The organism is Pseudomonas sp. FP818, assembly GCF_030687335.1.
In the GTDB taxonomy this organism is placed as follows: domain Bacteria; phylum Pseudomonadota; class Gammaproteobacteria; order Pseudomonadales; family Pseudomonadaceae; genus Aquipseudomonas; species Aquipseudomonas shahriarae.
In genome coordinates this window covers 1421826-1446271 of sequence record NZ_CP117427.1, presented here as the reverse complement: position 1 = coordinate 1446271, position 24446 = coordinate 1421826, and the positions used below count along the sequence as shown (strand labels likewise).

Annotated in this window: 30 protein-coding genes, 1 tRNA gene and 2 pseudogenes; 18 read left to right on the top strand and 15 right to left on the bottom strand. The window is 61.1% G+C overall.

The genetic code is table 11. The features are described 5' to 3' along the window. Positions 1–16: 16 nt before the first annotated feature. Positions 17–604 (bottom strand): sigma-E factor negative regulatory protein, encoded by a 588-nt coding sequence (locus PSH80_RS06480; protein ID WP_057958786.1) that lies wholly within the window; start codon positions 602–604, stop codon positions 17–19. A 32-nt stretch (positions 605–636) separates the two neighbouring features. After that, complete coding sequence (rpoE, locus tag PSH80_RS06475) at positions 637–1218, bottom strand: RNA polymerase sigma factor RpoE (RefSeq protein ID WP_003172477.1); 582 nt, start codon at positions 1216–1218, stop codon at positions 637–639. 468 nt (positions 1219–1686) lie between these two features. Between rpoE and nadB the strand changes: the two are divergent. Together nadB and PSH80_RS27300 are read left to right on the top strand one after the other, a co-directional pair. Beyond that, positions 1687–2804, top strand: a pseudogene (nadB, locus tag PSH80_RS06470) (L-aspartate oxidase); the annotation flags it as partial. Then, positions 2784–3305, top strand: a complete 522-nt coding sequence (locus PSH80_RS27300; protein WP_370693732.1) for an FAD-binding protein — start codon at positions 2784–2786, stop codon at positions 3303–3305. The pseudogene nadB and the gene PSH80_RS27300, both read left to right, overlap by 21 nt. Here the strand turns inward: PSH80_RS27300 and PSH80_RS06465 are convergent. After that, entirely contained in the window at positions 3274–3726 is a 453-nt protein-coding gene (locus PSH80_RS06465; RefSeq protein WP_057958784.1) for a hypothetical protein, read from the bottom strand. The genes PSH80_RS27300 and PSH80_RS06465 overlap by 32 nt on opposite strands. Then, positions 3710–3964 (bottom strand): succinate dehydrogenase assembly factor 2, encoded by a 255-nt coding sequence (locus tag PSH80_RS06460; RefSeq protein WP_017736358.1) that lies wholly within the window; start codon positions 3962–3964, stop codon positions 3710–3712. The genes PSH80_RS06465 and PSH80_RS06460 overlap by 17 nt, the downstream gene beginning before the upstream one ends. A gap of 137 nt (positions 3965–4101) precedes the next feature. Between PSH80_RS06460 and PSH80_RS06455 the strand changes: the two genes are divergently transcribed. Together PSH80_RS06455 and PSH80_RS06450 are read left to right on the top strand one after the other, a co-directional pair. After that, on the top strand, positions 4102–5043 hold the full coding sequence (locus tag PSH80_RS06455) for a folate-binding protein YgfZ (protein WP_057958783.1): 942 nt from the start codon (positions 4102–4104) through the stop codon (positions 5041–5043). A gap of 36 nt (positions 5044–5079) precedes the next feature. Then, the gene (locus PSH80_RS06450) at positions 5080–5901 is read left to right on the top strand and encodes an HDOD domain-containing protein (protein WP_057439740.1); all 822 of its coding nucleotides are present in this window, start codon (positions 5080–5082) and stop codon (positions 5899–5901) included. 24 nt (positions 5902–5925) lie between these two features. On the opposite strand, the gene PSH80_RS06445 is transcribed toward PSH80_RS06450, so the two are convergent. After that, entirely contained in the window at positions 5926–7311 is a 1386-nt protein-coding gene (locus PSH80_RS06445; RefSeq protein ID WP_057439741.1) for a sensor histidine kinase, read from the bottom strand. Further along, positions 7304–7975, bottom strand: a complete 672-nt coding sequence (locus PSH80_RS06440) for a response regulator (RefSeq protein WP_057958781.1) — start codon at positions 7973–7975, stop codon at positions 7304–7306. Before PSH80_RS06440 ends, PSH80_RS06445 begins: the two co-directional genes overlap by 8 nt. 247 nt (positions 7976–8222) lie before the next feature. On the opposite strand from PSH80_RS06440, the gene PSH80_RS06435 reads away from it, so the two are divergent. The 5 genes from PSH80_RS06435 to PSH80_RS06415 are packed head-to-tail and all read left to right on the top strand — an operon-like array spanning position 8223 to position 13608. After that, the gene (locus PSH80_RS06435; RefSeq protein WP_120732106.1) at positions 8223–9515 is read left to right on the top strand and encodes an OprD family porin; all 1293 of its coding nucleotides are present in this window, start codon (positions 8223–8225) and stop codon (positions 9513–9515) included. 44 nt (positions 9516–9559) lie between these two features. Further along, positions 9560–10543 (top strand): tripartite tricarboxylate transporter substrate binding protein, encoded by a 984-nt coding sequence (locus PSH80_RS06430; protein ID WP_120732104.1) that lies wholly within the window; start codon positions 9560–9562, stop codon positions 10541–10543. Positions 10544–10603: 60 nt separating this feature from the next. Continuing rightward, positions 10604–11062, top strand: coding sequence for a tripartite tricarboxylate transporter TctB family protein (locus tag PSH80_RS06425; protein ID WP_057958778.1), 459 nt, complete (start codon positions 10604–10606; stop codon positions 11060–11062). Between the two features lies 1 nt (position 11063). Then, positions 11064–12578 carry a tripartite tricarboxylate transporter permease gene (locus PSH80_RS06420; RefSeq protein ID WP_169990281.1) on the top strand — a complete coding sequence of 505 codons (1515 nt, stop codon included), beginning with the start codon at positions 11064–11066 and terminating at the stop codon, positions 12576–12578. Continuing rightward, a complete protein-coding gene (locus tag PSH80_RS06415) occupies positions 12571–13608 on the top strand; it encodes an AbrB family transcriptional regulator (protein ID WP_057958777.1) in 1038 nt (345 codons plus the stop codon). The genes PSH80_RS06420 and PSH80_RS06415 overlap by 8 nt, the downstream gene beginning before the upstream one ends. 98 nt (positions 13609–13706) lie before the next feature. Here PSH80_RS06415 and ung read toward each other — a convergent pair whose 3' ends face one another. Continuing rightward, positions 13707–14399, bottom strand: coding sequence for a uracil-DNA glycosylase (ung, locus tag PSH80_RS06410; protein ID WP_057958776.1), 693 nt, complete (start codon positions 14397–14399; stop codon positions 13707–13709). 134 nt (positions 14400–14533) lie between these two features. On the opposite strand from ung, the gene PSH80_RS06405 reads away from it, so the two are divergent. Beyond that, complete coding sequence (locus tag PSH80_RS06405; RefSeq protein ID WP_169990279.1) at positions 14534–15646, top strand: enoyl-CoA hydratase/isomerase family protein; 1113 nt, start codon at positions 14534–14536, stop codon at positions 15644–15646. Between the two features lie 22 nt (positions 15647–15668). On the opposite strand, the gene PSH80_RS06400 is transcribed toward PSH80_RS06405, so the two are convergent. Together PSH80_RS06400 and PSH80_RS06395 are read right to left on the bottom strand one after the other, a co-directional pair. Beyond that, the gene (locus PSH80_RS06400) at positions 15669–16097 is read right to left on the bottom strand and encodes a DUF3757 domain-containing protein (RefSeq protein ID WP_169990278.1); all 429 of its coding nucleotides are present in this window, start codon (positions 16095–16097) and stop codon (positions 15669–15671) included. A gap of 145 nt (positions 16098–16242) precedes the next feature. Continuing rightward, complete coding sequence (locus PSH80_RS06395; RefSeq protein WP_081044197.1) at positions 16243–16602, bottom strand: hypothetical protein; 360 nt, start codon at positions 16600–16602, stop codon at positions 16243–16245. A 217-nt stretch (positions 16603–16819) separates the two neighbouring features. Between PSH80_RS06395 and PSH80_RS06390 the strand changes: the two genes are divergently transcribed. From PSH80_RS06390 to PSH80_RS06360, 7 genes are all read left to right on the top strand, one after another. After that, complete coding sequence (locus PSH80_RS06390; protein WP_057439751.1) at positions 16820–17032, top strand: cysteine-rich CWC family protein; 213 nt, start codon at positions 16820–16822, stop codon at positions 17030–17032. Beyond that, positions 17032–17724, top strand: a complete 693-nt coding sequence (locus PSH80_RS06385) for a 16S rRNA pseudouridine(516) synthase (protein WP_057439752.1) — start codon at positions 17032–17034, stop codon at positions 17722–17724. Before PSH80_RS06390 ends, PSH80_RS06385 begins: the two co-directional genes overlap by 1 nt. A 295-nt stretch (positions 17725–18019) precedes the next feature. Next, positions 18020–18904, top strand: a complete 885-nt coding sequence (locus tag PSH80_RS06380) for an alpha/beta fold hydrolase (protein ID WP_120732097.1) — start codon at positions 18020–18022, stop codon at positions 18902–18904. Between the two features lie 141 nt (positions 18905–19045). After that, positions 19046–19119, top strand: a tRNA-Gly gene (locus tag PSH80_RS06375). 240 nt (positions 19120–19359) lie between these two features. Next, on the top strand, positions 19360–19542 hold the full coding sequence (locus tag PSH80_RS06370; protein WP_115127579.1) for a type II toxin-antitoxin system HicA family toxin: 183 nt from the start codon (positions 19360–19362) through the stop codon (positions 19540–19542). A 22-nt stretch (positions 19543–19564) separates the two neighbouring features. Then, positions 19565–19975 carry a type II toxin-antitoxin system HicB family antitoxin gene (locus PSH80_RS06365; protein ID WP_057439755.1) on the top strand — a complete coding sequence of 137 codons (411 nt, stop codon included), beginning with the start codon at positions 19565–19567 and terminating at the stop codon, positions 19973–19975. Between the two features lie 96 nt (positions 19976–20071). Continuing rightward, positions 20072–20572, top strand: a complete 501-nt coding sequence (locus PSH80_RS06360; RefSeq protein ID WP_057958770.1) for a methylated-DNA--[protein]-cysteine S-methyltransferase — start codon at positions 20072–20074, stop codon at positions 20570–20572. 13 nt (positions 20573–20585) lie between these two features. On the opposite strand, the gene PSH80_RS06355 is transcribed toward PSH80_RS06360, so the two are convergent. The 4 genes from PSH80_RS06355 to PSH80_RS06340 form a co-directional block, all read right to left on the bottom strand. After that, positions 20586–20732, bottom strand: coding sequence for a hypothetical protein (locus PSH80_RS06355; protein WP_164844853.1), 147 nt, complete (start codon positions 20730–20732; stop codon positions 20586–20588). A 385-nt stretch (positions 20733–21117) separates the two neighbouring features. After that, positions 21118–21645, bottom strand: coding sequence for a DUF4142 domain-containing protein (locus tag PSH80_RS06350; protein WP_057439756.1), 528 nt, complete (start codon positions 21643–21645; stop codon positions 21118–21120). 118 nt (positions 21646–21763) lie between these two features. After that, complete coding sequence (locus PSH80_RS06345; RefSeq protein WP_057439757.1) at positions 21764–22405, bottom strand: LysE family translocator; 642 nt, start codon at positions 22403–22405, stop codon at positions 21764–21766. 63 nt (positions 22406–22468) lie between these two features. After that, complete coding sequence (locus PSH80_RS06340; RefSeq protein ID WP_186625232.1) at positions 22469–23395, bottom strand: LysR family transcriptional regulator; 927 nt, start codon at positions 23393–23395, stop codon at positions 22469–22471. A 68-nt stretch (positions 23396–23463) separates the two neighbouring features. Here PSH80_RS06340 and PSH80_RS06335 point away from each other — a divergent pair, with 68 nt between their 5' ends. Continuing rightward, entirely contained in the window at positions 23464–23952 is a 489-nt protein-coding gene (locus PSH80_RS06335; RefSeq protein WP_186625230.1) for a DMT family transporter, read from the top strand. Positions 23953–23956: 4 nt separating this feature from the next. On the opposite strand, the gene PSH80_RS27295 is transcribed toward PSH80_RS06335, so the two are convergent. Then, on the bottom strand, positions 23957–24157 hold the full coding sequence (locus PSH80_RS27295; protein ID WP_233096830.1) for a hypothetical protein: 201 nt from the start codon (positions 24155–24157) through the stop codon (positions 23957–23959). Further along, positions 24136–24432 (bottom strand): annotated as a pseudogene (locus PSH80_RS27290) (MFS transporter); the annotation flags it as partial. The gene PSH80_RS27295 and the pseudogene PSH80_RS27290, both read right to left, overlap by 22 nt. Positions 24433–24446: the final 14 nt, after the last annotated feature.

Genomic DNA, 24446 nt, shown 5'->3' with positions numbered 1-24446 from the left:
AAGGCTCCTTAACGGTTTAGCGGTTTTCCAGGCTTGCAGCGCGAGCGTATGGCAGCGCGCTTTCAGTGCCTTTTACAGCCGATTCCTGAGCGTGCTGGCGCAGATAGCCTGGCAGACGCTGATCCTGCCAGCCGGATTGCCCTTGAAGCACGCCATTGGCCATCGGACCCGTTGCGTCGGAGCTTTCCTTGTAGCCAGCCAGAACAGCTGGACCCTTGACCTGCGGACCGGCCATGACCGGCTGCTGGGTTTGCTGGGCCAGTTCGGCACCGGCGATCTCGTCCTGGTTGTACAGGCGCACACCAGCCAGTACGGCCACCGTCACGGAGGCAGCGACTGCCAGGCGACCCAGGCTACGCCAAGGACCACGAGCAGCTTTTGCCGGAACGGCTTCATCAGCCAGCGCAGCAGAAACGGCCGCAGCAATATCCAGACGAGGGATTAACAGATCTTTGTGCATCACCGCCCGAGCGACTTGGTAACGAGACCAGGTATCACGGGTTTCGGCATCATCAAATGCATTGAGCACTCGACGAAGTTCCAGTTCATCCGCTTCGTTATCCATCACTGCGGACAGCGATTCCTGCAGGGCATCACGACTCATGGCGGTTCCTCTCTTGGCTGTCGCCGCTGTCTTTAGTTTTCCTGCAACAACGGTTGCAAGGCTTTATCAATGGCTTCCCGAGCCCGGAAAATCCGGGAGCGTACGGTCCCCACCGGACATTGCATGACGCTCGCAATGTCCTCGTAACTCAGACCATCGAATTCACGTAAAGTTAATGCCGTACGCAAATCTTCTGGCAGTTGCTGAATAGTGCGATGGACAGTGCCTTCGATCTCGTCGCGCAGCAATGCACGCTCCGGCGACTCGAGATCCTTGAGGCCGTGATCACCATCGTAAAATTCTGCATCTTCCGAACTCACATCACTATCGGGTGGGCGGCGTCCGCGAGACACCAGATAGTTCTTCGCCGTGTTGATGGCGATGCGGTACAGCCACGTGTAGAACGCACTGTCACCGCGAAAATTACCGAGTGCACGGTAGGCCTTGATAAAGGCTTCCTGTGCAACGTCCTGCGCTTCATGGGTGTCGTGCACAAACCGCACGATCAACCCGAGAATTTTGTGCTGGTATTTCAGCACTAGCAGATCAAATGCACGCTTGTCACCGCGCTGAACGCGCTCGACCAGCTGCTGATCCTCTTCCTGGGTTAGCATGAACACTCCTCGTTGTACTTGAAGGAGGCTTGCATAACTAAACGATCAGGCTTGCAAACATAGACTAGGACTTTTCGCAAAAGTTCTCCCCCTTCAAGCAAGTTTCCGGTGGGCTCTGTTTTGGCACACACGAAAAACGCAGCGCGGGCATAGCCGGCTGCGTGAATAATCTTGTCGCCGGTTTTCTGACGCTCCCATGCTCCAGGCCAATCAGTAAAACCAACGTTTTCCCAGCTTTCGGGCATCCTGTTATGGAGTCGGAGTGGATACAAAAGTTCCCACCTCGACGCCGGACCGCCTCATCAAACCGTGCAGTTCGTTCACCGTAGTCTCACAATGCCACGAATGCCCGGCTATTGTGCCGATCCCCCCCTCTATATACTAGTGGGCCGTGTGACCCTTTGATTCGCCGATCCAGGCGTCCTGTTTGCGCCACCCCTACGGATCGCTTTTTGCGGAATCCCATAAATGAGCCAACAGTTTCAACACGATGTCCTGGTGATTGGTAGCGGCGCCGCAGGCCTGAGCCTTGCTCTGACTCTACCGAGCCATCTGCGCATAGCCGTCCTGAGCAAGGGCGACCTGGCTAACGGTTCGACATTCTGGGCCCAGGGCGGGGTTGCCGCCGTGCTGGATGACACCGACACGGTGCAATCCCACGTTGAAGACACCCTCAACGCCGGCGGCGGCCTGTGCAATGAAGACGCGGTGCGCTTCACCGTCGAGCACAGTCGCGAAGCCATTCAGTGGCTGATCGACCAGGGCGTACCCTTTACCCGCGATGAACATGCCGGCAGTGACGACGGCGGTTTCGAGTTTCACCTGACCCGTGAAGGCGGCCACAGCCACCGGCGCATCATCCATGCCGCCGACGCCACTGGCGCCGCAATCTTCAAGACCCTGCTCGCCCAGGCCCGGCAGCGGCCGAATATCGAACTGCTCGAGCAACGAGTCGCCGTCGACCTGATCACCGAGAAACGCCTGGGCCTGGCGGGTGAACGCTGCCTCGGCGCCTACGTGCTCAACCGCGCCAGCGGCGAAGTGGATACCTACGGCGCGCGCTTCACCATCCTGGCCTCAGGGGGGCGCCGCCAAAGTCTACCTCTACACCAGCAACCCCGATGGCGCCTGCGGGGACGGCATCGCCATGGCCTGGCGCTCGGGCTGCCGGGTGGCGAACCTGGAATTCAACCAGTTCCACCCCACCTGCCTATATCACCCCCAGGCCAAGAGCTTCCTCATCACCGAAGCCCTCAGGGGGGAAGGTGCGCACCTCAAACTGCCCAATGGCGAACGTTTCATGCAGCGCTTTGACCCACGGGCCGAACTGGCGCCACGGGACATCGTGGCTCGCGCCATCGACCACGAGATGAAGCGCCTGGGCATCGACTGCGTCTACCTGGACATCAGCCACAAGCCCGCCGACTTCATCAAGACCCATTTCCCGACGGTCTACGAGCGCTGCCTGGCCTTCAATATTGATATCACCCAAGGGCCGATCCCGGTGGTGCCGGCGGCGCACTACACCTGCGGCGGCGTGATGGTCGACCAGCAAGGCCGCACCGATGTCCCCCGGCCTGTACGCGATTGGCGAGACCAGTTTCACCGGCCTGCACGGCGCCAACCGCATGGCCAGCAACTCGTTGCTCGAATGCTTCGTCTACGCCCGTTCCGCCGCCGCCGATATCCTCGAACAACTGCCACGCATCCCGGTGCCGGCCGCCCTGCCCCGCTGGGATGCGAGCCAGGTCACCGACTCGGACGAAGACGTGATCATCGCCCACAACTGGGACGAGCTGCGGCGCTTTATGTGGGACTACGTGGGTATCGTGCGCACCAACAAGCGCTTGGCGCGGGCGCAGCATAGGGTGCGGTTGTTGCTGGATGAAATCGACGAGTTCTACAGCAACTACAAGGTCAGCCGCGACCTGATCGAGTTGCGCAACCTGGCCCAGGTCGCCGAACTGATGATCCGCTCGGCCATGGCGCGCAAGGAAAGCCGGGGGCTGCACTACACGCTGGATTATCCCGAGATGCTGCCAGAGGCCCTCGACACTATCCTGGTGCCAACCACCTACGGCGACTGAACTTCAAGCGCACGCGCAGGCGCCGATGCACATCGGCGGCCTGCGAACCGCGCGGTACGCACACCGAGCGTACTCGCCAGTCTCCCGGCAGTCGGTAGCGCAGCACCACGATCAGCGGCAACGCCAGGCTGTCGGGACGCAACTGCACCGCATGCCAACCCCGCGCTACGCTCCACAGTTGCCAGCCGTCAGCATTGCGCCGCAGGCCACGAACCGACGAACGGTGGGTCAAGCGAATATGGCGTGGCAGCGTCCACAGGGCGTGGCCCAGGCACGCGAGCACACCCAGTGCCGCGATCGAAAAAGGTATAGCCAGCAGACACAGCGCACCCAGTGCAAGCACCTGTGCGAGGAGATACGCCGCCAGCAACAGCCCGCAGGCCTGCCAGCGGCATTCGAAGCTATTACTTGGGCTGGACACGATCCAGGATCATCCGGACCATGCGCTGCAGCTCCGGATCTTCTGATTCGGCACGTTCCATGAACCAGCCGAACATGTCCTGGTCTTCGCAGGTCAGCAACCTGACGTAGAGGTCGCGGTCTACCTTATCGAGGGTCGCGTACACCTCTTTGGTGAACGGTACCAACAACACATCCAACTCCAGCATGCCGCGACGGCTGTGCCAGTACAGGCGATTGATTTCTACATCTTCGACCATGGAGCGCTCCTCAAATAGGGCGCAAGTATACAGGCCCACGCCCCTCGGAACAGTCGGCTTTGGTCGGGCTTATGAAACTACCCATTTGCCGGGCGCCCCTCTATGATGCACCCATGACTTTCCAACTGCGATGACCCATGGCTGACTCTGCTTTCTTCTGCTCCCTGTCCCACGAAGGTGTCCTGGCCGTTCGCGGCGCTGACGCGGCCAAGTTCCTCCAGGGGCAACTGACCTGCAACCTCAATTACCTCGACGACACCCACGCCAGCCTCGGCGCGCGCTGCACCCAAAAGGGGCGCATGCAGTCGAGCTTCCGGATCGTGCTGCAAGGTGACGGTGTACTGCTGGCCATGGCCAGCGAACTGCTGGAACCGCAACTGGCAGACCTGAAGAAATACGCTGTGTTTTCCAAGTCCAAGCTGACGGACGAAAGTGCTACCTGGGCCCGCTTCGGTCTGGTGAATGCCGATCAGGCTCTCGCCAGCCTGGGCCTGGATTTGCCGGCCGAGACCGACAGTGTGGCGCGCCATGAAGAACTGCTGGCCATTCGCGTCTCCCCGGGCCGGGCCGAACTCTGGGCGCCCGCCGCGCAAGCCGAGTCCCTGCGCAGCCAACTGGCCGCCACACTTGCCGAAGGCGATCTCAATGCCTGGCTGCTGGGGCAGGTTCGTGCCGGCATCGGCCAGGTCATGGCCCAGACCCGCGAGCTGTTCATCCCGCAGATGCTCAACCTGCAAGCGGTCGGCGGCGTAAGCTTCAAGAAAGGCTGCTACACCGGCCAGGAAATCGTCGCCCGCATGCAATACCTGGGCAAACTCAAGCGCCGCCTGTATCGCCTGAGCCTCGACAGCCATGCGCTGCCCGAGCCCGGCACGCCACTGTTTGCCCCCAGCCATAACAGCGCCATCGGTGAGGTAGTCATCGCTGCCCGGGCCGACGAAGGGATTGAACTTCTGGCAGTGCTGCAAGCCGAAGCAGCCGACAGTGGCAACGTGCATTTAGGCACGCTGGAAGGCCCAGGCCTCAAGTTACTTGACCTGCCTTACCAACTGGACCGTGATCGCGAGATCCAGCGCTAATCGCCGTACCCTTTTGCAGCACCCTAGAGAGCATGAATGAATAAACTGGCGGAAAAAGTCCAACAGGCGTTGGTGATGGCCATCGATAACGATGACCTGGTTCTGCCCACGTTACCGGAAGTGGCCCTGAAAATTCGTCAGGCCGCCGAAGACCCCGAAGTCAGCATCAGTCATTTGAGCAAAGTCATCAGCCGCGATACCGCCCTGACGGCGCGGCTGATCAAGGTCGTCAACAGCCCACTGTTGCGCGCCACCCAGGAGGTCACCGACCTGCACACCGCCATCACGCGCCTGGGCACCAACTACAGCAGCAACCTGTCGATTGGTCTGGTGATGGAGCAAATCTTCCATGCCCGCTCAGAAGTCGTCGAACAGAAGATGCGTGACGTATGGCGCCGCAGCCTGGAAGTCGCAGGCGTCTGCTACGCCCTGTGCCGCAACCACAGCCAACTCAAGCCGGACCAGGCAGCACTTGGCGGGCTGGTGCACCAGATCGGTGTGCTGCCGATCCTAACCTACGCCGAAGATCACTATGAACTGCTCTCCGACCCGGTCAGCCTCAACCATGTGATTGACAGCATCCACCCGCTGCTGGGGGACAAGCTGCTGAGGGGCTGGGACTTCCCGGAAATGCTGGTAAATGTGCCCGCACACTACCAGGACCTCGAGCGCGATTCGGCCAGCCTGGACTACGTCGACCTGGTGCAAGTGGCGGTGCTGTACTGCCACAAGAATACCGATCACCCGCTGGCCAACGCTGCGCTGTCGAGCTTGCCGGCATTCAGGAAGCTGCGCATCGACCCGCTCAACGAAGCGGTGCGCACCGAGCTGGACGAAGCGCGCTCGATGTTCTATTGACCGGTCGGTGTGGCAAGCACGGCCCTACCCAGCGATAAAACTCACCCGCACCTTAAGCCCTTTCAGCTCGCCATCATGCAGGCTGATCTGGGCCAGGTGTGCGCGGCAGATCTCCCCGACAATCGCCAACCCCAGGCCCGAACCCGCGCCCTGCTGGTTACGTCGATAGAATCGCTCGAACACCCGGTCCCGTTCGTCCTGCGGAATCCCAGGGCCATCGTCCTCCACTTCCAGCACTGCCGGCGCCGTCACCCGCAAGATCACATTGCCACCTGACGGCGTGTGGGCCAGGGCGTTATCCACCAGGTTGCTCAGCAGCTCGTTCAACAAGGTCGGCTCGCCCCGCAGCCACACCGGCTCATCCGCCTCCAACGCCAGCGCCACCCCACGGGCATGTGCCAGGGGCGCCATGGCCATACCCAACTCACGGGCCAATTGGCTGAGGTCGAGCAATTGCGCACCGCCTTCGGCAATCGCCCGCGCCCCGTTTTCGATGCGTGCCAGGGACAGCAACTGGTTGGCCAGGTGGGTCAAGCGATCCGTGCCTTGCGCCGCCGTTTCCAGGGTGCTGCGCCAGATCGCCGGCTCCTCGGCGCGCAGCCCCAGCTCCAGGCGGGCTTTGAGCGCGGCCAGCGGGGTGCGTAATTCGTGGGATGCGTCGGCAATAAACTGCGCCTGGCGCTCGAACTGCCCGCGCAGGCGTTCGGTGAAGTGGTTCAACGCCCGCACCAGCGGCCCGAGTTCGTGCTGCACTTCAACCAGCGGCAACGGCCGCAGATCATCCGGCTGGCGCTCCTCTACCGCCGTGCGCAAACGCTCCAGCGGGCGCAGCGCCGCACTCACGGTAAACCACACCAGCAGCAGGGCCCCGACGCCCAGCATGCCCAGGCGCAGCAGGGTATCGGCCATCAGGCTGCGGGCCATGCTGACCCGGGCTTCGTCGGTTTCTGCGACGCGGATTTCTGCCATGCCATTCATGTTCGGCTCCGACACCGCCTTGAGCAGGCTCACCACCCGCACATTCTGCCCCTGGTACTTGGCGTTATAGAACCGCGCCAGGGCCGGGTAATCGTCGGTGCGTGGCGTCCCGGGCGGCGGGCCTGGCAGGTGTTCGTAACCGGAAATCAGCTTCTGGTGAATATCATTGACCTGGTAGTAAATCCGCCCGGCACTGTCATAGGCGAAAGTGTCCAGCGCCACGTAGGGCACATCGGCACTCAGGGTGCCGTCACGCTGGGACAGCCCGGCGGCGATGGTCCGCGCCGAGGCCAGCAGGGTGCGGTCGTAGGCAGTGTCTGCGGCCTCGCGACCGTTCCAGTAGGCGCTCAGGCCGCTGGCCAGCATCAGCACCACCAACAGCAGCGCCAGGTTCCACAGCAGGCGCCAACGCAGGCTGCTGTGCTTACGCATCGCGAGCTTCCAGCAGGTAGCCAAGGCCACGGAAGGTGACGATGGCGACCGGCTGGCCATCGAGTTTCTTGCGCAAGCGGTGCACATAGATTTCGATGGCGTCGGGGCTGGCCTCCTCATCCAGGCCAAACACCTGGGACGCCAATTGCTCCTTGCTCATGACCCGGCCGGGACGGGCGATCAGCGCCTCGAGCACCGCCTGCTCGCGAGAGGTCAGGGTCAGCAGGTCACCGCCGAGGGTGAAGCGCCGGGTTTCCACGTCATACACCAGCACGCCACAGGTCTGCTGCCGCTCGCCACCCAGCACGCTGCGGCGCAACAGCGCCTTGACCCTGGCCTCCAGCTCGGTCAGCTCAAAGGGCTTGGCCAGGTAGTCATCGGCGCCCAGGTTAAGGCCATGCACCCGATCCTTTACATCACTGCGGGCGGTGAGCATCAGCACCGGAAGATTTTTCCCACGGGCCCGCAGGCGTGCCAACACCTCGAAACCATCCATGCGCGGCAGGCCCACGTCGAGAATCACTGCCGCGTATTCCTCGCTGCTCAAGGCCAGGTCCGCAGCCACGCCATCGTGCAGCACATCCACCGTCAAGCCCGTGCTCTTGAGCGCCTGGGCGACACTTTCGGCGAGCTGCAAATGGTCTTCGACGAGCAGGACACGCATGGATTTGTACCTCGTTAAGGGGCAGACGATGCCGCCCTCTGTTTACCGACTCGCGGCGCAGTTTACAGCCGCCGCCTGTGCTGTGAAGCCCGAAAACATTGAAAGACCGTTGAAAGGTTAGTGAAAGGTTCGCCCATTAGCATCCAGAAACGGACGGTTACACCTTCCGAGCTATTTCACCCATAGCGCCCGAAAAACGCCTCGAAGCGTTTTCGCCCTATAAGAACAATAAACGGAGTGCTCTACGATGCTGTCGACACAGCCCCAGGCTTGCCCGCCTGTTCGTTTTTCCCGCCTGACCCAGACCGCCCTCGCCAGTGCCGCTGCCCTTGCCGGCTTTTCGCCGCTTAGCCAGGCTGCCTTCTTCGAAGACAGTAGCGCGACCCTGGAAACCCGCAACATGTACTTCAACCGCGACTTTCGCGACGGTACCAGCGCCCAGCAATCCAAACGCGACGAATGGGCCCAGGGCTTCATGCTCAACCTGCAATCGGGCTACACCGACGGTACCGTCGGTTTTGGCGTGGATGCGCTGGGCATGCTCGGGGTCAAGCTCGACTCCAGCCCGGACCGCGCCGGCAGCGGCCTGCTGCCTACCCACGATGATGGCCGCGCCGCTGACGAGTACTCGAAACTGGGGCTGACCGGCAAAGTGAAAATCTCGGCTACCGAGCTGAAAATCGGCTCGCTGATTCCTGAGTTGCCAATCCTCAAGGCCAACGACGGACGCATCCTGCCGCAGACGTTCAACGGCGGCCTGCTGACCTCCAAGGAGTTCAAGCACCTGACGTTCACCGGCGGCCGCCTGGACAAGGCCAAGGACCGCGACGACAGCAACTACGAGGACATCGCCCTCAACAACAAGAACGGCCGCTTCGTCGGCGGAGCCACCGGCAAGCACTTCAACTTTGGTGGCGTGGACTACAAGTTTGCCGAGAAGGTCACCGGCAGCTATCACTTCGCCCAACTGGACGACGTGTACCGCCAGCACTTCCTCGGTGTGGTCGCCTCCACTCCGATGGGTCCCGGCACTTTCGGTACCGACCTGCGCCTGGCCATCAGTGATGACACCGGCAGCGCGCGGGGCGGCAGCATTGATAACAAATCCCTCAACGGCCTTTTCAGCTACGCCCTCAACGGCCATAAACTGAGCGCCGGCTACCAGCACATGTCCGGCGATAGCGCGTTCCCGTATGTGGATGGCAGCGACCCGTACCTGGTCAACTTTGTGCAGATCAACGACTTTGCCGGCGCCAAAGAACGCTCCTGGCAGGCTCGCTACGACTACGACTTCGCCAAGTTGGGGATTCCCGGCCTGAGCTTCATGAGCCGCTACCTGTCCGGTGACAATATCCAACTCAAGAACGGCGACACCGGCAAAGAGTGGGAACGCAACACCGAGATCAAATACGTGGTGCAAAGCGGCACCCTCAAGGATGTGGCCGTACGCCTGCGTAACGCCACTTACCGCTCCAACTATTCGGCACGGGACGCAGACGAAGTGCGCGTGCTGGTCAGTTACAGCGTCGCGCTGTGGTAACCCTGCAAGTCATATCCCCAATAACAACAATGACGGAGTTCCCCATGTCCTCATCCCTGCGTAAATTTGCCCTGGCCGCCGGCTGCATGCTGTTTGCCGGCCAACTGCTGGCAGCCGAAGAACCCAAGCGCCCGGAATGCATCGCACCGGCCTCCCCCGGCGGTGGTTTTGACCTGACCTGCAAGCTGGTGCAAAGCGCACTGGTCAACGAAAAGCTACTGAGCAAGCCGATGCGCGTGACCTACATGCCCGGCGGCGTGGGCGCGGTGGCCTACAACGCCGTCGTCGCCCAGCGCCCCGCCGATGCCGGCACGCTGGTGGCCTGGTCCAGCGGTTCGCTGCTGAACCTGGCCCAGGGCAAATTCGGTCGATTTGATGAAAGCGCAGTGAAATGGCTGGCCGCCGTCGGCACCAGCTATGGCGCGATTGCGGTGAAAGCCGATTCGCCCTACAAGAGCCTCGATGATCTGGTACAGGCCCTGAAGAAAGATCCGAGCAAAGTGGTAATTGGTTCCGGCGGCACAGTCGGCAGCCAGGACTGGATGCAGACCGCACTGATCGCCAAGGCTGCCGGGATCAACCCGCGTGACCTGCGTTACGTGGCCCTCGAAGGCGGCGGTGAAATCGCCACTGCCCTGCTCGGTGGTCACATCCAGGTAGGCAGTACCGATATCTCCGACTCCATGCCACACATCCTCAGCGGCGATATGCGCCTGCTGGCGGTGTTCTCCGAAGAGCGCCTGGACGAGCCGGAAATGAAGAATATTCCGACTGCCAAAGAGCAAGGCTACGACATCGTCTGGCCAGTGGTACGGGGCTTCTACCTCGGGCCAAAAGTCAGCGATGAAGACTACGCCTGGTGGAAGGCTGCGTTCGACAAGCTGCTGGCCTCCGAAGAGTTCTCCAAGCTGCGTGACCAGCGCGAGCTGTTCCCGTTCGCCCTGACCGGACCGGAACTGGACACCTACGTGAAGAAACAGGTGGCTGACTACAAAGTGCTGGCCAAAGAGTTCGGCCTGATCCAGTAATCGCCCCCCTGTCGCGCGGCCACGCCCCTTTGAATCGGGGGCGTGGCCCAGGAGTTCTACATGCTCTTACAACGCATTTTCGCCGCAGTGCTGTTACTGGTGTGTATCGGCCTGGCGCTTATGGCCTGGCCCTATCAGGCGGCCTTTTCCTACGAGCCAGTAGGGCCTCGGGCCTTCCCACTGCTGTTGCTCGGGCTGATGGGCCTGGCTCTGACCTACATGCTGATTCGTCCGCAACCGACCCAACACACTGACGATGAACCGCCGCTGGACCGCCCGACCCTGATTAAGATCGGGATCTGCGTGAGCTTGCTGCTGGTGTTTGCCGGCACTTTCGAATCTCTGGGTTTCATTCTCAGCAGCATGCTGATTGGTATTCCGATGGCACGGCTGTATGGAGGGCGCTGGTTGCCCGGCGTGGTGATCATCACCTTGATGAGCGTCGGTCTTTATCTGCTGTTCGATAAAGCCATGGACGTACCGCTGCCCCTCGGTCTGCTCGACGTTCTGGAGAACTGATATGGATACTTTTGGCTATTTGGGCCAGGGTTTCGGCGTCGCGCTGAGCCCCTATAACCTGGTGACCGCGCTGTGTGGCACCCTGATCGGCACCGTCGTCGGCCTGTTGCCGGGCCTGGGCCCGATCAACGGCGTGGCGTTGTTGATCCCCATCGCATTTGCCTTGGGCCTGCCGCCCGAATCGGCACTGATCCTGTTGGCAGCCGTGTACCTGGGCTGCGAATACGGCGGCCGGATCAGCTCGATCCTGCTGAACATCCCGGGCGAAGCCTCCACCGTGATGACCACCCTCGACGGCTACCCAATGGCCCGCAAAGGCATGGCTGGGGTGGCGCTGTCGCTCTCAGCCTGGAGCTCGTTCATCGGTGCGTTTATCGCCACCTGCGGCATGGTGCTGTTCGCCCCGCTGCTGGCCAAATGGGCGATTGCCTTCGGACCTGCGGAATACTTCGTACTGATGGTGTTTGCGATTGTCTGCCTGGGCGGCATGGCCGGTGACAAGCCACTGAAGACCTTTGTCTCGGCGTTGATCGGCCTGTTCCTTGCCTGCGTCGGCATTGATGCCAATAGCGGTGTCTACCGATTTACCGGTGACAACATCCATCTGACCGATGGTATCCAGTTCGTGGTCCTGGTCCTGGGTCTGTTCTCCATCAGTGAGATCCTCCTGCTCCTGGAAAAAACCCACCGTGGCCAGGAAGCGGTGAAGGCCACCGGGCGCATGATGTTCAACGTCAAGGAAGCCTTGTCGGTGTTGACCGTGAACCTGCGCTGCGGTGTATCGGGCTTCATCATCGGCGTATTGCCAGGTGCTGGCGCGACCATGGCCTCGGCCGTGGCCTACATGACCGAAAAACGTATCGCGGGCGCCAGCGGCAAGTTCGGCCAAGGCGACATGCGCGGCCTGGCCGCCCCGGAAACCGCCATCGGCGCTTCAGTCTGCGGTGCCATGGTGCCAATGCTGACCCTCGGCGTTCCGGGCTCGGGCACCACGGCGGTGATGATCGGCGCCCTGTCGCTGTACAACATCACGCCAGGCCCGCTGCTGTTCCAACAGCAACCGGACATTGTCTGGGGCCTGATCGCTTCGTTGTTTGTCGCCAACATCATGCTGGTGGTCCTCAACATCCCGATGATCCGCATCTTCACCCGCATCCTTGCCGTGCCGAACTGGGCACTGGTGCCGGTGATCGCAATCATCACCGCGATTGGCGTCTATGCCGTACACGCCACCACCTTCGATCTGTTCCTGATGATCGCCATCGGCATCTTCGGCTACATCCTGCGCAAGCTGGACTTCCCACTGTCGCCACTGCTGCTGGGCTTTATCCTCGGCGGCCTGATGGAGCAGAACCTGCGGCGTGCATTGTCGATTTCCAATGGCACCCTGGAAATTCTGTGGTCGAGCCCGATCACTTTGGGCGTCTGGGTACTGACCGCCATCATGCTGCTCGTGCCATTGCTGCGTATCTGGCGCAAGCGCGCGTTGCAGCGTCGTGCCGTAGCCGATGTCTGAGGTCACCCTTAGACAATGGTGGGGAACACCGCTGGTCGGCCTGGCCGGCGGTTACCTGGCCAGCCTGGTCGGCTGGCCTTTGCCGTATATGGTCGGCTCGTTGCTGGCGATCATCCTGGTGCGCTGCCTGACGCCCTGGCAGTTGGGCGAGATTCCCGGCGGGCGCAAATGCGGGCAGTGGGTGGTGGGCATTGGTATCGGCCTGCACTTCACCCCGGTGGTGATCGAACAGGTGATGAGCCACTTTGGCCTGATCTTCTTCGGCGCGCTGGTCACCAGCCTGTCGAGCATTGTCGGCGTGTGGTTGATGCGCCGCAGCGGTGAAGATCGCGCCACTGCGTTTTTCTCAAGCATGCCGGGCGGTTCCGGGGAGATGGTCAACCTGGGCGCACGCAATGGCGCGGTGCTCAGTCGCGTGGCAGCTGGCCAGAGTCTACGGGTGTTGCTGGTGGTGCTGTGTGTGCCGGCAATCTTCAAGTATTTACTGGGCGGCGGCGCACCACAGTTTCACCCGGCGCCTGTGGATTGGGCCTGGCTGGCCCTGCTGTTTCCCATTGGCGCGCTGGTGGCCTGGGGCTGGCAACGCTTGCGCCAACCCAACCCCTGGTTGTTCGGGCCGTTACTGGTCAGTGCCGTCGCCAGTATCACCTGGGATTTGCACATCGGCCTGCCAGAGGGTGGCAGCCAGATCGGCCAATGGTTGATCGGCAGTGGCCTGGGTTGCCACTTCAACCGGCAGTTCTTCCGACGGGCACCGTCGTTCATGGGCCGCACGGTGGTTGGCACACTGCTGAGCATGCTGATCGCGACCTTTGCGGCGGTGGGTTTGAGTGCATTGACGCAGTTGGATCTGCGCTCGCTGACGCTGGGGATGATGCCCGGTGGGATTGCCGAGATGAGTTTGACGGCTGAGACCCTGCAATTGTCGGTGCCGTTGGTAACGGCGATGCAGGTGATGCGGCTGTTGTTTGTGCTGTTCCTGGCGGAGCCGTTATTCCGCCATTGGAACCGCCAGCCGGACACCATTTAAATATAGGCGTTGGCTTGCCTGCGATTGCGGTGTGTCTGCCAACAGAGATATCGGCAGACTGTCAGTCATCGCAGGCAGCTTCTACCTTGTGTTGACCTTCAGAGCGGCGGCAACCGCCACTCGATCGGCGTCTCGCCATTCTGCTCAAGAAACTTATTCGTCCGGCTGAAATGCCCGCAGCCCAAAAACCCGCGATACGCCGACAACGGCGACGGATGCACCGAGGTCAGCACCAGATGCTTGGTCGCGTCGATCAGCTTTTGCTTGCCCTGGGCATGGGCGCCCCACAGCAGGAACACCAGGTGCGGCTGATGCTCGCTGACAATCTCGATCACCCGGTCGGTGAAGAACTGCCAGCCCTTGCCCGCATGGGCGTTGGCATTGGCGCGCTCCACGGTCATGGTGGTATTGAGCATCAACACACCCTGGTCGGCCCAGCTTTGCAGGCAGCCGTGGCTGGGGATGTCGATATTGAGGTCGCGCTTGAGCTCTTTGTAGATATTGACCAGGGACGGCGGCGCCGGCACGCCCGGTTGCACCGAGAAGCACAGGCCGTGGGCCTGGCCCGGGCCGTGATACGGGTCCTGGCCGAGGATCACCACCTTGACCTTGTCCAGCGGCGTGGAGTTGAGCGCGTTGAAGATCAACGGGCCCGGCGGGTAGATTTCCTTGCCCGCCGCATGCTCCTGGCGCAGGAACTCGCGCAATTGGCTCATGTACGGCTGCTCGAATTCCTCACGCAGGGCGTGTTTCCAGCTCGGTTCAAGTTTGATACGGTCGTCGACAGTCATCAGAAAAGCATCATGTAAAAAGAATGGGCGAACCCTAGGAAAGCCCACCCCACTTGTCAATTGATCTGACGCGCAACCGGCACTTTCCCACGAAGGGATCATACTCAACGTTCAATTTACCGATTGAGGTCATGATGAATCTGCACTTCGAAGAGCTCACTGGCACAGACGGCGCCCGTATCGGCATCGCCAGCCTGGACGCAGAAAAGTCCCTCAATGCCCTCTCCCTGCCGATGATCCTGGCCCTGAGCGAGCGCCTGGACAGTTGGGCCAAAGACCCGCAAATCGTCTGCGTGCTGCTGCGCGGCAACGGCGCCAAGGCGTTTTGCGCCGGCGGTGAAGTGCGCAGCCTGGCCCAGGCCTGCCGCGAGCACCCGGGCGAAGTCCCCGCCCTGGCCGCGCAGTTTTTTGCTGCCGAATATCGTCTGGACTACCACCTGCACACCTACCCCAAGCCGCTGATTTGCTGGGGCCATGGCTATGTTCTGGGCGGTGGCATGGGCTTGCTGCAAAGCGCCGCCATCCGCATCGTCACCCCGAGCAGCCGGCTGGCCATGCCGGAAATCAGCATCGGCCTGTACCCGGACGTCGGCGCCAGTTGGTTCCTCTCGCGCCTGCCCGGCAAGCTCGGCCTGTTCCTGGGCCTCACCGGCGCCCATATGAACGGGCGCGACGCCCTGGACCTGGGCCTGGCCGACCGCTTCCTGCTGGATGAGCAACAGGACGAAATGCTTGAGGGCCTGTTACAGCTGAACTGGCAGGAACAGACGGCGATGCAGCTCAACAGCCTGTTCAAGGCCCTGGCCCAGGAGGCCGCCAGCCAGCAGCCCGAACCACAGTGGCTGCCGCGCCGCCAGCAGATCGACGCATGGTTGGATGTGGGTGATGTGCACTGCGCCTGGCGCGCCTTGAGCCAACTGCGCGAGCATGCCGACCCGCTGTTCAGCCGGGCCGGCAAGACCTTGAGCGAGGGCTGCCCGCTGACCGCACACCTGGTCTGGGAGCAGATCCGCCGGGCGCGGCACCTTTCTCTGTCGCAGGTGTTCCAGATGGAATACACCTTGAGCCTCAACTGTTGTCGGCATCCGGAGTTCAGCGAAGGGGTACGCGCTCGCCTGATCGACAAGGATCAGCAGCCACACTGGCACTGGCCAGATATCAAGCGCATTCCCGAGGCGGTGGTCGAGGCGCACTTTCACAAGGCCTGGGAAGGCCGCCATCCCCTGGCAGACCTGTCTGATTTATGACAGACGCAAGTCAAGCGACGGGCTAGTATTTTGGGCGATCGAGGGTGAACGAACAGTTGTCGGGCTGGCTGTCCGTGCACACAAAAATTTCCTGGTCAAACGGCCCGCGGGCCGGCATCCAATGGGTGGAGTCGGTCAGCGACATGCCGGACAGGGGCTCGGGCGCCTGGAACCTGAGGTTGACCCACTGGTTGTTGGCCGCCTTGTAGGTGCAATACTCCAAGTAGCCTTGTTTGCGCTCCTGGTCATTGGCCGGAATAAAAACCGCCCCGACAAATCTTTCCAAAAAACTGTCGGCCCCGCCTACCGGGCTCCTCCAGTGGCCATTGTCACTTTGGAAATGGCCCGCCTTGCGCTTGATCGACGAGGGATAGGGGCAGCTGAATTCTGCGCTGGCGTGAGCGAAGGAAAAAAAACCGAGTAAAAAAAGAATAAGTGCCCGGCTGATCATGTGTCATTCCGTTGAGCTACTGAGGTCTTGCCACCCAGTAAAGTCCTAGAAGAGCACTTAAGATAGCTGTTAAATATGACAGCCCAGACAGATGGTCGCCCACAAAAAAACGGCGCATTTCGCGCCGTTTCAAAGAAAAGTCTGACTACCGATGCCCGCCACGTCCCCGGCCATGATCACCGCCACGTCCATCGCCGCGACCATGGCGGTTGTAGCCGCGATGATCCCCCCATCCCTGACTGGGATGGGGACGGTAGCCCGCCCTTGGCCCGGCCTGATAGTAACGGGGCGCCGGCTGGTAATAACGCGGCGCCGGGTAATAGCGTGGTGGCGGTGCGTAATAGCCGCGCCGGTACTGGTATGACGGACCGCCGCCGTAGTAATAGACCGGCGCGGGTGCGGTATAGACTTCGGATCGATAGTAGCTGGAGCCTCCATCGTAATAGGGCACGCAAGCAGAAAGGGTCAAACCGAGCACAGCTGTGATGAGCAATCGACGATACATGGCGGCCTCCTGGACCGCGGAAGAGCACACACCAGCGACGCTGGGGGGCGACAGACAGCTTTCACTGAATGACAGGAGATCAGACCGCAAAAAGCAAATCTGGTGCGACTTGGACATAGATTGATACATCTATGGCGCAATAAACCGCCCAGGTCTGTATCGTGCCAAATACACCGGTTTCGCCGGAACCTCGACGCCATGACACCTGAACCGACCGATGAACACTCCTACACTTTGCCCGGCCTGCGGCGCTCGCAACGATTGCACCCTGGCCGACCCGCGCACCGCTGACCGTGCCTGCTGGTGCTACAGCGTCACCATCGATCCCAAGGTGCTCGAAGCCCTGCCGATGGAGCTGCGCAACAAGGCCTGCCTGTGCCCGCGCTGTGCCCAGGTCGACGCACAACTGCGCGCAGCCGAGCCCCGCTAATGCGTATCGACCGATTCCTCAGTAACCTGCCCCGCTTCAATCGCCAGCAAGTGCGCTTACTGCTGGCGGAGCGACGGGTCCAAGTCGATGGGCTGCCGGTTGCCGACCCCCACCATGAAGTGCGCGAGTTCAGCCGCGTGGAATGTGATGGCGAGATCCTGCAGGTGGGGAAACCCGCGCGCTACTTCATGCTGCACAAGCCGCCAGGCTGCGTCAGTGCCACCGTCGACCCCCAACACCCCACCGTCCTCGACCTGCTGGATGAGCCGGACAAGGGCGACCTGCATATCGCCGGCCGCCTGGACTTCAACACCACCGGCCTGCTGCTGATCACCAATGATGGCCAGTGGTCCCGGCGCCTGACCCAGCCCAGGACCAAGCTGCCCAAGGTCTACTACGTGGAGACCGAACAGGCGATTGGCCCGCAGTACGCCGCAACGTTCAGTGCCGGCCTGTACTTCGCCTTCGAAGACCTGACCACCCAACCGGCCGACCTGCAAGTGTTGAGCCCCAAAAGCGCGCGCCTGAGCATCATTGAAGGGCGTTATCACCAGGTCAAGCGCATGTTCGGGCACTTCGACAACAAGGTGACGCGCCTGCATCGCGAACGCATGGGCCCGCTGGTGCTGGATGAACAACTCGCCCCCGGCCAATATCGGCCGCTGACAGAAGCTGAAATCCGCCAGATATGACCGTTCAGCCGGTGATCGGCAAAAGCCCAGGGTCAAACGTGCGACCTGGCCCGCCTCCTGCTTAAATCAAACCGCCAGCCGCAATCTGACTGGCGAGTCACCCGACCTCCAAGAAACACATTGCCGGCCCGTACCGCTTGACGTAGGGGCCCAGGCAAGTTGCCCGCCATAACAACACCCGTCGGCCAGCCTCATCGGACCGACATGGGCCTCCCTTCCAGGCGTATGCCTACCTGTCACAAAGCTCGTGCAGAGTGATCTGCGCGCATCACCCGCTTGCCAGGAGTCTTACGACATGAGGCCAGAAATCGCTGTGCTGGATATACAGGGTCAGTATCGGGTTTACACGGAGTTCTATCGCGCGGAGGCTGCTCAAAAGACCATCATCCTGGTCAACGGCTCCATGGCCACCACCGCGTCGTTCGCCCAGACCGTGAAAAGCCTGCATCCGCAATTCAATGTGGTTTTGTACGATCAGCCCTACGCCGGTCGTTCCAAAGCCCACAACCGCCATGAGCAAATGCTGACGAAGGACATTGAGGGCCAGATCCTTCTGGAACTCATCGAACACTTCGCCGCCGAGCATGTGCTGTCGTTTTCCTGGGGCGGTGTCGCCACGCTCGTCGCCCTGTCCCAGCGTCCCCGGCGCGTGGAGAAAGCCGTGATCAGCTCCTTCTCCCCAGTGATCAACGCACCGATGCGCGACTATCTGGAACGTGGCGTCGACTACCTCGGCACCCTCGACCGCCACAGCGTCGGCAACCTGGTCAACAGCACCATCGGCAAACACCTGCCGCCACTGTTCAAGCGCTTCAACTATCGACACGTCAGCACCCTGGCCGAGCACGAGTACGGGCAGATGCACTACCACATCAGCCAGGTGCTCAATAGCGACCGCCAGTGTTACCTCAAGGCCGCACGGCAGATCGACATTCCGGTTCTGTTCTTGAATGGCGAGTGGGACGAATACACCAGTGCCGAGGATGCCCGGCTGTTTGGGCAACATGTAGCGAACAGCAGCTTCGGCACCATCCAGGCCACCGGGCACTTTCTGGACATGGAGCACAAGGCCGCGTGCAATGACAGTCGGCAGGCATTGATGGGCTTTTTGAAACCGGAACAGTCGGTGAGTCGACTGCGGCATCACCAGGGCCAGGCCCTGCATGCGTTTGCGATTTGAAAGCAAGGCCCTGGGCAGGGACGGTGCAGCGTTTCTGCCTGGGGTGGGCTCAAAGCATCCGCTGACGCTCGCAACTTGCACATTTTTCAAAGAAAAACTTCAAATCGCCGCGCACTTCTGGTACAAAGTCAGCCGCTCTGAGCGGGTATAGTTTAGTGGCAAAACGAAAGCTTCCCAAGCTTTAGTTGAGGGTTCGATTCCCTCTACCCGCTCCACTCAGATTGTCCTCCCCCATCAGCTTGTCCTTGATGGAGGATGAATAAAAAACCGGCTCCTGAAGCCGGTTTTTTTGTGCCTGGGATTTATCAGTAAAACCCCGCAATACCTTCGTCCAGCAGCCTCGCCCCGCCCCCATAAACTTCTTGCACCGCCTGCCCTCTTTTGTTGGTGGGTAGAGTGTTGAAAATTTTTATTTAGTAGTTATAGTCACCACCAACACACCACAAGGAGGTGATGTGGATAGCCGATATTTGATAGGCCATATCGTGGCTGATGGCTGGTACCTGGTGCGCGTCAGGGGCAGTCATCATCATTTTAAACACCCTGCCAAGCCTGGGCTGGTGACCATTCCCCACCCCAAGAAGCATCTGTTGGACAAGACCGCCAAGAGCATCTTGAAACAAGCTCTGCTCGCTTGAAGCGTACCTGGAGGACAAGAACATGCTGTATCCGATTGCAATTTCAACCGGCGACGATGACCACGCCTGGGGCGTAGAAGTCCCCGACATCCCTGGCTGCTTCTCTGCCGGTGATGACCTGGACGACGCCATGGCCATGGCACGGGAAGCCATAGAAGGCCATTTTGAGCTGCTGGCCGAAGAGGGCGCGCCCATTCCCAGCGCACAAAAGGTCACGCTGCACGCAGCCAACCCCCTGTACGCCGGCTGTACCTGGGCGGTGGTGGATATTGATGTGACCAAGTACCTGGGCAAGGCGCAAAAACTCAACATCACGCTGCCTGGCTACTTGCTCAACCGCATTGATGAGTACGTGCTGCACCACCCGGAAGAAAAAAGTCGTTCGGGGTTCCTGGCATCGGCAGCGCTGAAGGTGCTGCAACAGGAGCGATAACATCGCCGAATTTGAGCGCAAGAAACGTAGTTCAGCCACCCGCGACGAGCGCTAAAGTGCAGGCGATAAACGATCCACTCAACAAGGAGCCCGCTCATGCCGCGTGAATACAAACTCATGCCCTCCCCCGTCGGCCAACTGACCCTGGTTGCCCGCAACGGCAAGCTCGCCGCCATCTTGTGGGAGGCCGAGCGCGCCAACCGTGTGCGCCTGGGCGAGCTGGTGGAAGTCAACCACAGCGCGGTGCTGCTGGAGGCCGAGCGGCAGTTGAACGAGTATTTTGCCGGCACCCGCGAGTGCTTCGAGCTGGAACTGGACTTTGACGGCACCGAGTTCCAGAAAAAAGTCTGGGGTGCGCTGCTGACTATTCCCTTCGGTGAAACCCGCAGCTACAGCCAGATCGCCCAACAGATCGGCAACCCCAAGGCTGTACGCGCGGTGGGGGCGGCGAACGGGCGCAATCCTATTTCGATCGTCGCGCCCTGCCATCGAGTGATTGGTGCTGCGGGCGGCCTCACCGGGTTTGCCGGCGGGCTTGAAGCCAAGCAGTACTTGCTGACCCTCGAGGATGGCGGGGTCACAAGGTCATTGTTCTGACAGCCACGTAGCGCTAGGGCTGATCAGCCTTGGAATCCTTCATTTGCACCGAGGATTTGCTGCCGCCGGTGTTGTCCTGGGTTTCATTGTCAGAGCTGTCGAAACAGCCTTGCAACAGCACCAGGCAGCAGGCCAGGCAGAGAGTACGAGAGAGGCTCATGATCGCGCTTCCATTCAACGGGGTGATGAAACAGTGACCAGCCTGCACAAGCAGGGTTCGATGCCTGCACCCCGCACCTGCCCAACGGTTGCACGGCCCGACCGAATTCATGCAGGTCAACAATTGTAAAAAGAAATTTCAGCGTGCCGCCACGGTCAGTACTTTCATCAGCACTTATCTGGAGCATCGCCATGAAGCCTCGATGGCCTGGACTTCAAAGCCCTGGAAAAACTGCGCAGCGAATACCGTACCTTGGGCGAGCGCCATACCGTCAACCTCGGCGGCGACGGCACGGCGGCGGACCCAGGCAAGACCGACCTGAACCAGGCGTAAAAAAACGGCGGTTGGATCAGCTCCAACCGCCGTTTCCTGGCAAAGCCCGCGATCAACCGTCGCTGTTGCGGCTCTTGCTGTAGGACGAAGCCAGCGCCCGGGCTTTTTCCAGGCGGGTTTCCAGCTTGGGCAGGGTTTCGTCGACCAATGCCTTTATCTCAGGGATATCCGAAGCAGCGCCTTCCTGCTTGAACAACGCGATTGCATCTTCGTTGGCCTTGACCTGCTGAGCCGTGTAGGCGGCGTCAAAGGAGTCGCCATCGGTCAGCTCAGGCATCAGGGTTTCAGCCTTGTCGACGATCTGGTCGCGAGGCGCCACCGGCAAGTCGAGTTTTTTCGCAATGGCCGCCAAATGTTGATTGGCCAGGGTGCGTTCGTTGATGACCTCGATGGTGTAGTCCTTGATTTCCTGAGACGAGGTCTTGGCGTGGGCCATGCGGCTGGTTTCGATATCGGCCATGCCCTTGGCCGAGGCTTGCTCGATAAATTCGGCGGGGCCTTGGGCAAAAGCATTGCTGGCGCCGAGGCCCAGCAGCATCGCGAAAGTGGCGGTGCGTAACCGGATAGCCATGCGGCTCATGATGGGTTCCTCCAGGTAATAAATACATGCCGGGGAACGAGCCCCGCCCTGAATCTGAATTTTCAGGGCGGCAAAGGTTTAGAAAAAACTTGCTGGTGCGACGAACGGTCGTCGGTACTCAGGACGTTTTACTGCCCAGCAAGCCCGGCAACGCATGGGCCAGGGCATTGATCGCGAAGCCGATAAACATCACCCCGCACAGCTTGGTGATCAACACTTCATGACGCTGATACACCGTACGCACCTGCCGCGCGCCCACGACGCCGATGAGGATCCCGTAAGCCAGCAGGCCGCCTACAAAGCTCAGGACAATCAACCACGGCAGCATGCTCCAGGTCAGCAGCTCGGCCCGGCTCGACAGGAGTGCGGTGAACGTGGCCACGGCCACCGGATAGGCCTTGGGGTTGGTCAGGCCAAACAGAATGCCGTGCCAGAACGGTTGGCGCGCCGCCCCCTGAGGCGCGTCCCCGCTGCGGTTGCGGGTGCGAATGGCACGGATGCCGAGCCAGAACAGGTAAAGGGCACTGAGCACACCCAGCACATCAAACGCGCTGCTACCGATCTCCCGGGCGCCGACAATCGCCACCAACGCGGTGCTGCACCACAGCACATCGCCCAGCAAATGCCCGCACAGAAAACCCGCGCCGGCCCGACGGCCGCGTGCCGCACCAATGCCAAATACCGCCAGCACCCCGGGGCCCGGCGTGATGCCATAGATAAAGCCCGAGGCGATGACGGCAAACAGCAATGATGAAGTCATGGGTAACACGCTCAGAAAAGAGGGGGCGCGTCGATTGTGCACAATCCACCGGGCACTGCAATGCTAGGCCGCACGTTTGGCCAACACGTCTTGCACTTGGGTGATCAACCACTGCAAGGCGCCATCCCCCGCGCGGCGTTTATGCCAGGCCAGTACAAAACCGAAGGATGGGATATGAAACGGCGGCGGTACCACCAGCAAGTGCCGCGAGTCGATGTTCAGCAGTCCTTGGGAGGACACGGTAAGGATCAGGTCAGTGCCCTGGATCAACTGCGGCGCGATGCCCCAATGCGGCAGGCTGATCGCCACGTGCCGTCGCTCGCGGATCGCGGTCAGCGCCCGCTCGATTTCCGGGGTGCCGCTGCCGCGCATTTCCAGTAGCACATGGGGCCGTGCCAGGTAGGTCGGCAGGTCGAGCCCGCCGCCGGCGGGCAAGCTGTCGCGGTCCACCAGGCAGGCGTAGTGCTCTTCGAATAACGGCGTGCTGCGCAACTCGGCCGGCAGGTCGGGAAACACGCCGGCGGCCAGGTCGATCTCCCCACTGAGCACCCCTTCCTGCATGCCTTCGCGACTGGCGTGGATGATGGCCAAGTCAATCCCCGGCGCCTGCTCGCGCAGCGCCCGCACCAGCCCGGGCAACAAGAGAGCCGCGCCGTAATCGGACATGGCCAGGCGAAAGGTGCGCCTGGCCGACGCCGGATCAAAACGGTTCGGCGCCAGCAACGACTGGACCTGGGCCAAGGCATCAGCCAGCGGCGCCGCCAGTTCCAGCGCGCGAGCGGTGGCGACCAGGCCGCCGCCTTGGCGTACCAGCAACGGGTCGCCCAACAAATCACGCAAGCGCCCCAGCGCATGGCTGACCGCCGGCTGGCTCAGGTGCAGGCGCTCGGCAGCGCGGGTGACGTGCTGCTCGCTGAGCAACGCGTCGAGGATCACCAGTAGGTTAAGGTCAACACGGCGCAGATCATTCATAGCATGCATGTTCGGCATAAGAACTTGGAATTTAAATCTGCGCGACGAATACCGTAGAGTCCAGTAAAACCTTTTGGAGATTGATCATGACCACGTTGCATTGGTTGGGCTTGTTACTGCTGGCGGTGATTGCCGGGGCGGTGGTGCCGTTTCAAAGCGCAATCAACGCCAACCTCGGGCGCGGCCTCGGGCATCCGTTGTGGGCGACCCTGGCCTCGCTGCTGGTGAGTATTCTGGTGTTATTGCCGGTGATCCTGGCGTTACGGCTGCCGCTGCCAAGCCTCGGTTTTATCAGCAAGGCGCCGCTATGGATGTGGACCGGCGGCGCATTCGGCGTGTGCTTTATCTCCCTGGCCCTGGTCTTGCTGCCCAAGCTCGGGGCCTCGGGGTTTATCGCCCTGGCCATGGCCGGGCAAATCCTCGCGTCATTGTTGCTCGACCACTTCGGCCTGTTTGGTCTGGTGGAGCGGCAACTGACCGCCCCCCGCTTGCTTGGGGTGCTGATGTTGATTGGCGGGGTGGTGTTGATTCAGTTCAGTAGCGCGCCAGCCAAGGCATTGGCTGGCGTGAGCTGAGTCGTCAGCGCTTGTCGGAGGTGCGCAACTTATGCGGCAAGCCCCATAGCAGCAGCGCCGCCGCAATCAATGCACACACGCCAATCACATACAGCGCCGGGGTCGTGCTGCCCGTGATGTCCTTGATGCGCCCGACCATTACCGGGCTGACGATGCCACCGAGTTGGCCCAACGTATTGATCAGCGCAATGCATAGAACTGCCACTCGGCCGTCACAAACACCATCGCGGCCGTCGCCAGCCCCCAGGACACCATGATCCGGGCAATCCAACGCCGGGCGCCGACCTTGTACAACATCATGTTGCTCGGGACTTCGAAGATCACATACCCGATCACAAACAGCCCCGCACCCAAACCGTAGGCGGTGTTGCTCAAACCCAGGTCAGCCTGCAACTGGAACTTGGCGAAGCTGATATTGATGCGATCAAAAAAGGCAAACAGATAACACACCATGATCAACGGCATCAGGCGCCAGGCGACGGATCAGGCTTTTC

What these genes read in the sequence shown, in the direction of transcription:
- PSH80_RS06385 (WP_057439752.1), top strand. Translation starts at nt 17,032, where the DNA reads ATGCGTATCGACCGATTCCTCAGTAACCTGCCCCGCTTCAATCGCCAG.
- PSH80_RS06350 (WP_057439756.1), bottom strand. Translation starts at nt 21,645, where the DNA reads ATGAGCCGCATGGCTATCCGGTTACGCACCGCCACTTTCGCGATGCTG.
- PSH80_RS27300 (WP_370693732.1), top strand. Translation starts at nt 2,784, where the DNA reads ATGTCCCCCGGCCTGTACGCGATTGGCGAGACCAGTTTCACCGGCCTG.
- PSH80_RS06395 (WP_081044197.1), bottom strand. Translation starts at nt 16,602, where the DNA reads ATGTATCGTCGATTGCTCATCACAGCTGTGCTCGGTTTGACCCTTTCT.
- PSH80_RS06380 (WP_120732097.1), top strand. Translation starts at nt 18,020, where the DNA reads ATGAGGCCAGAAATCGCTGTGCTGGATATACAGGGTCAGTATCGGGTT.
- PSH80_RS06400 (WP_169990278.1), bottom strand. Translation starts at nt 16,097, where the DNA reads ATGATCAGCCGGGCACTTATTCTTTTTTTACTCGGTTTTTTTTCCTTC.
- PSH80_RS06420 (WP_169990281.1), top strand. Translation starts at nt 11,064, where the DNA reads ATGGATACTTTTGGCTATTTGGGCCAGGGTTTCGGCGTCGCGCTGAGC.
- PSH80_RS06335 (WP_186625230.1), top strand. Translation starts at nt 23,464, where the DNA reads ATGACCACGTTGCATTGGTTGGGCTTGTTACTGCTGGCGGTGATTGCC.
- PSH80_RS06345 (WP_057439757.1), bottom strand. Translation starts at nt 22,405, where the DNA reads ATGACTTCATCATTGCTGTTTGCCGTCATCGCCTCGGGCTTTATCTAT.
- PSH80_RS06460 (WP_017736358.1), bottom strand. Translation starts at nt 3,964, where the DNA reads ATGGTCGAAGATGTAGAAATCAATCGCCTGTACTGGCACAGCCGTCGC.
- PSH80_RS06360 (WP_057958770.1), top strand. Translation starts at nt 20,072, where the DNA reads ATGCCGCGTGAATACAAACTCATGCCCTCCCCCGTCGGCCAACTGACC.
- PSH80_RS06430 (WP_120732104.1), top strand. Translation starts at nt 9,560, where the DNA reads ATGTCCTCATCCCTGCGTAAATTTGCCCTGGCCGCCGGCTGCATGCTG.
- PSH80_RS06480 (WP_057958786.1), bottom strand. Translation starts at nt 604, where the DNA reads ATGAGTCGTGATGCCCTGCAGGAATCGCTGTCCGCAGTGATGGATAAC.
- ung (WP_057958776.1), bottom strand. Translation starts at nt 14,399, where the DNA reads ATGACTGTCGACGACCGTATCAAACTTGAACCGAGCTGGAAACACGCC.
- PSH80_RS06340 (WP_186625232.1), bottom strand. Translation starts at nt 23,395, where the DNA reads ATGCCGAACATGCATGCTATGAATGATCTGCGCCGTGTTGACCTTAAC.
- PSH80_RS06435 (WP_120732106.1), top strand. Translation starts at nt 8,223, where the DNA reads ATGCTGTCGACACAGCCCCAGGCTTGCCCGCCTGTTCGTTTTTCCCGC.
- PSH80_RS06355 (WP_164844853.1), bottom strand. Translation starts at nt 20,732, where the DNA reads ATGAGCCTCTCTCGTACTCTCTGCCTGGCCTGCTGCCTGGTGCTGTTG.
- PSH80_RS06390 (WP_057439751.1), top strand. Translation starts at nt 16,820, where the DNA reads ATGAACACTCCTACACTTTGCCCGGCCTGCGGCGCTCGCAACGATTGC.
- PSH80_RS06450 (WP_057439740.1), top strand. Translation starts at nt 5,080, where the DNA reads ATGAATAAACTGGCGGAAAAAGTCCAACAGGCGTTGGTGATGGCCATC.
- PSH80_RS06440 (WP_057958781.1), bottom strand. Translation starts at nt 7,975, where the DNA reads ATGCGTGTCCTGCTCGTCGAAGACCATTTGCAGCTCGCCGAAAGTGTC.
- PSH80_RS06365 (WP_057439755.1), top strand. Translation starts at nt 19,565, where the DNA reads ATGCTGTATCCGATTGCAATTTCAACCGGCGACGATGACCACGCCTGG.
- PSH80_RS06455 (WP_057958783.1), top strand. Translation starts at nt 4,102, where the DNA reads ATGGCTGACTCTGCTTTCTTCTGCTCCCTGTCCCACGAAGGTGTCCTG.
- PSH80_RS06415 (WP_057958777.1), top strand. Translation starts at nt 12,571, where the DNA reads ATGTCTGAGGTCACCCTTAGACAATGGTGGGGAACACCGCTGGTCGGC.
- PSH80_RS06445 (WP_057439741.1), bottom strand. Translation starts at nt 7,311, where the DNA reads ATGCGTAAGCACAGCAGCCTGCGTTGGCGCCTGCTGTGGAACCTGGCG.
- rpoE (WP_003172477.1), bottom strand. Translation starts at nt 1,218, where the DNA reads ATGCTAACCCAGGAAGAGGATCAGCAGCTGGTCGAGCGCGTTCAGCGC.
- PSH80_RS06425 (WP_057958778.1), top strand. Translation starts at nt 10,604, where the DNA reads ATGCTCTTACAACGCATTTTCGCCGCAGTGCTGTTACTGGTGTGTATC.
- PSH80_RS06405 (WP_169990279.1), top strand. Translation starts at nt 14,534, where the DNA reads ATGAATCTGCACTTCGAAGAGCTCACTGGCACAGACGGCGCCCGTATC.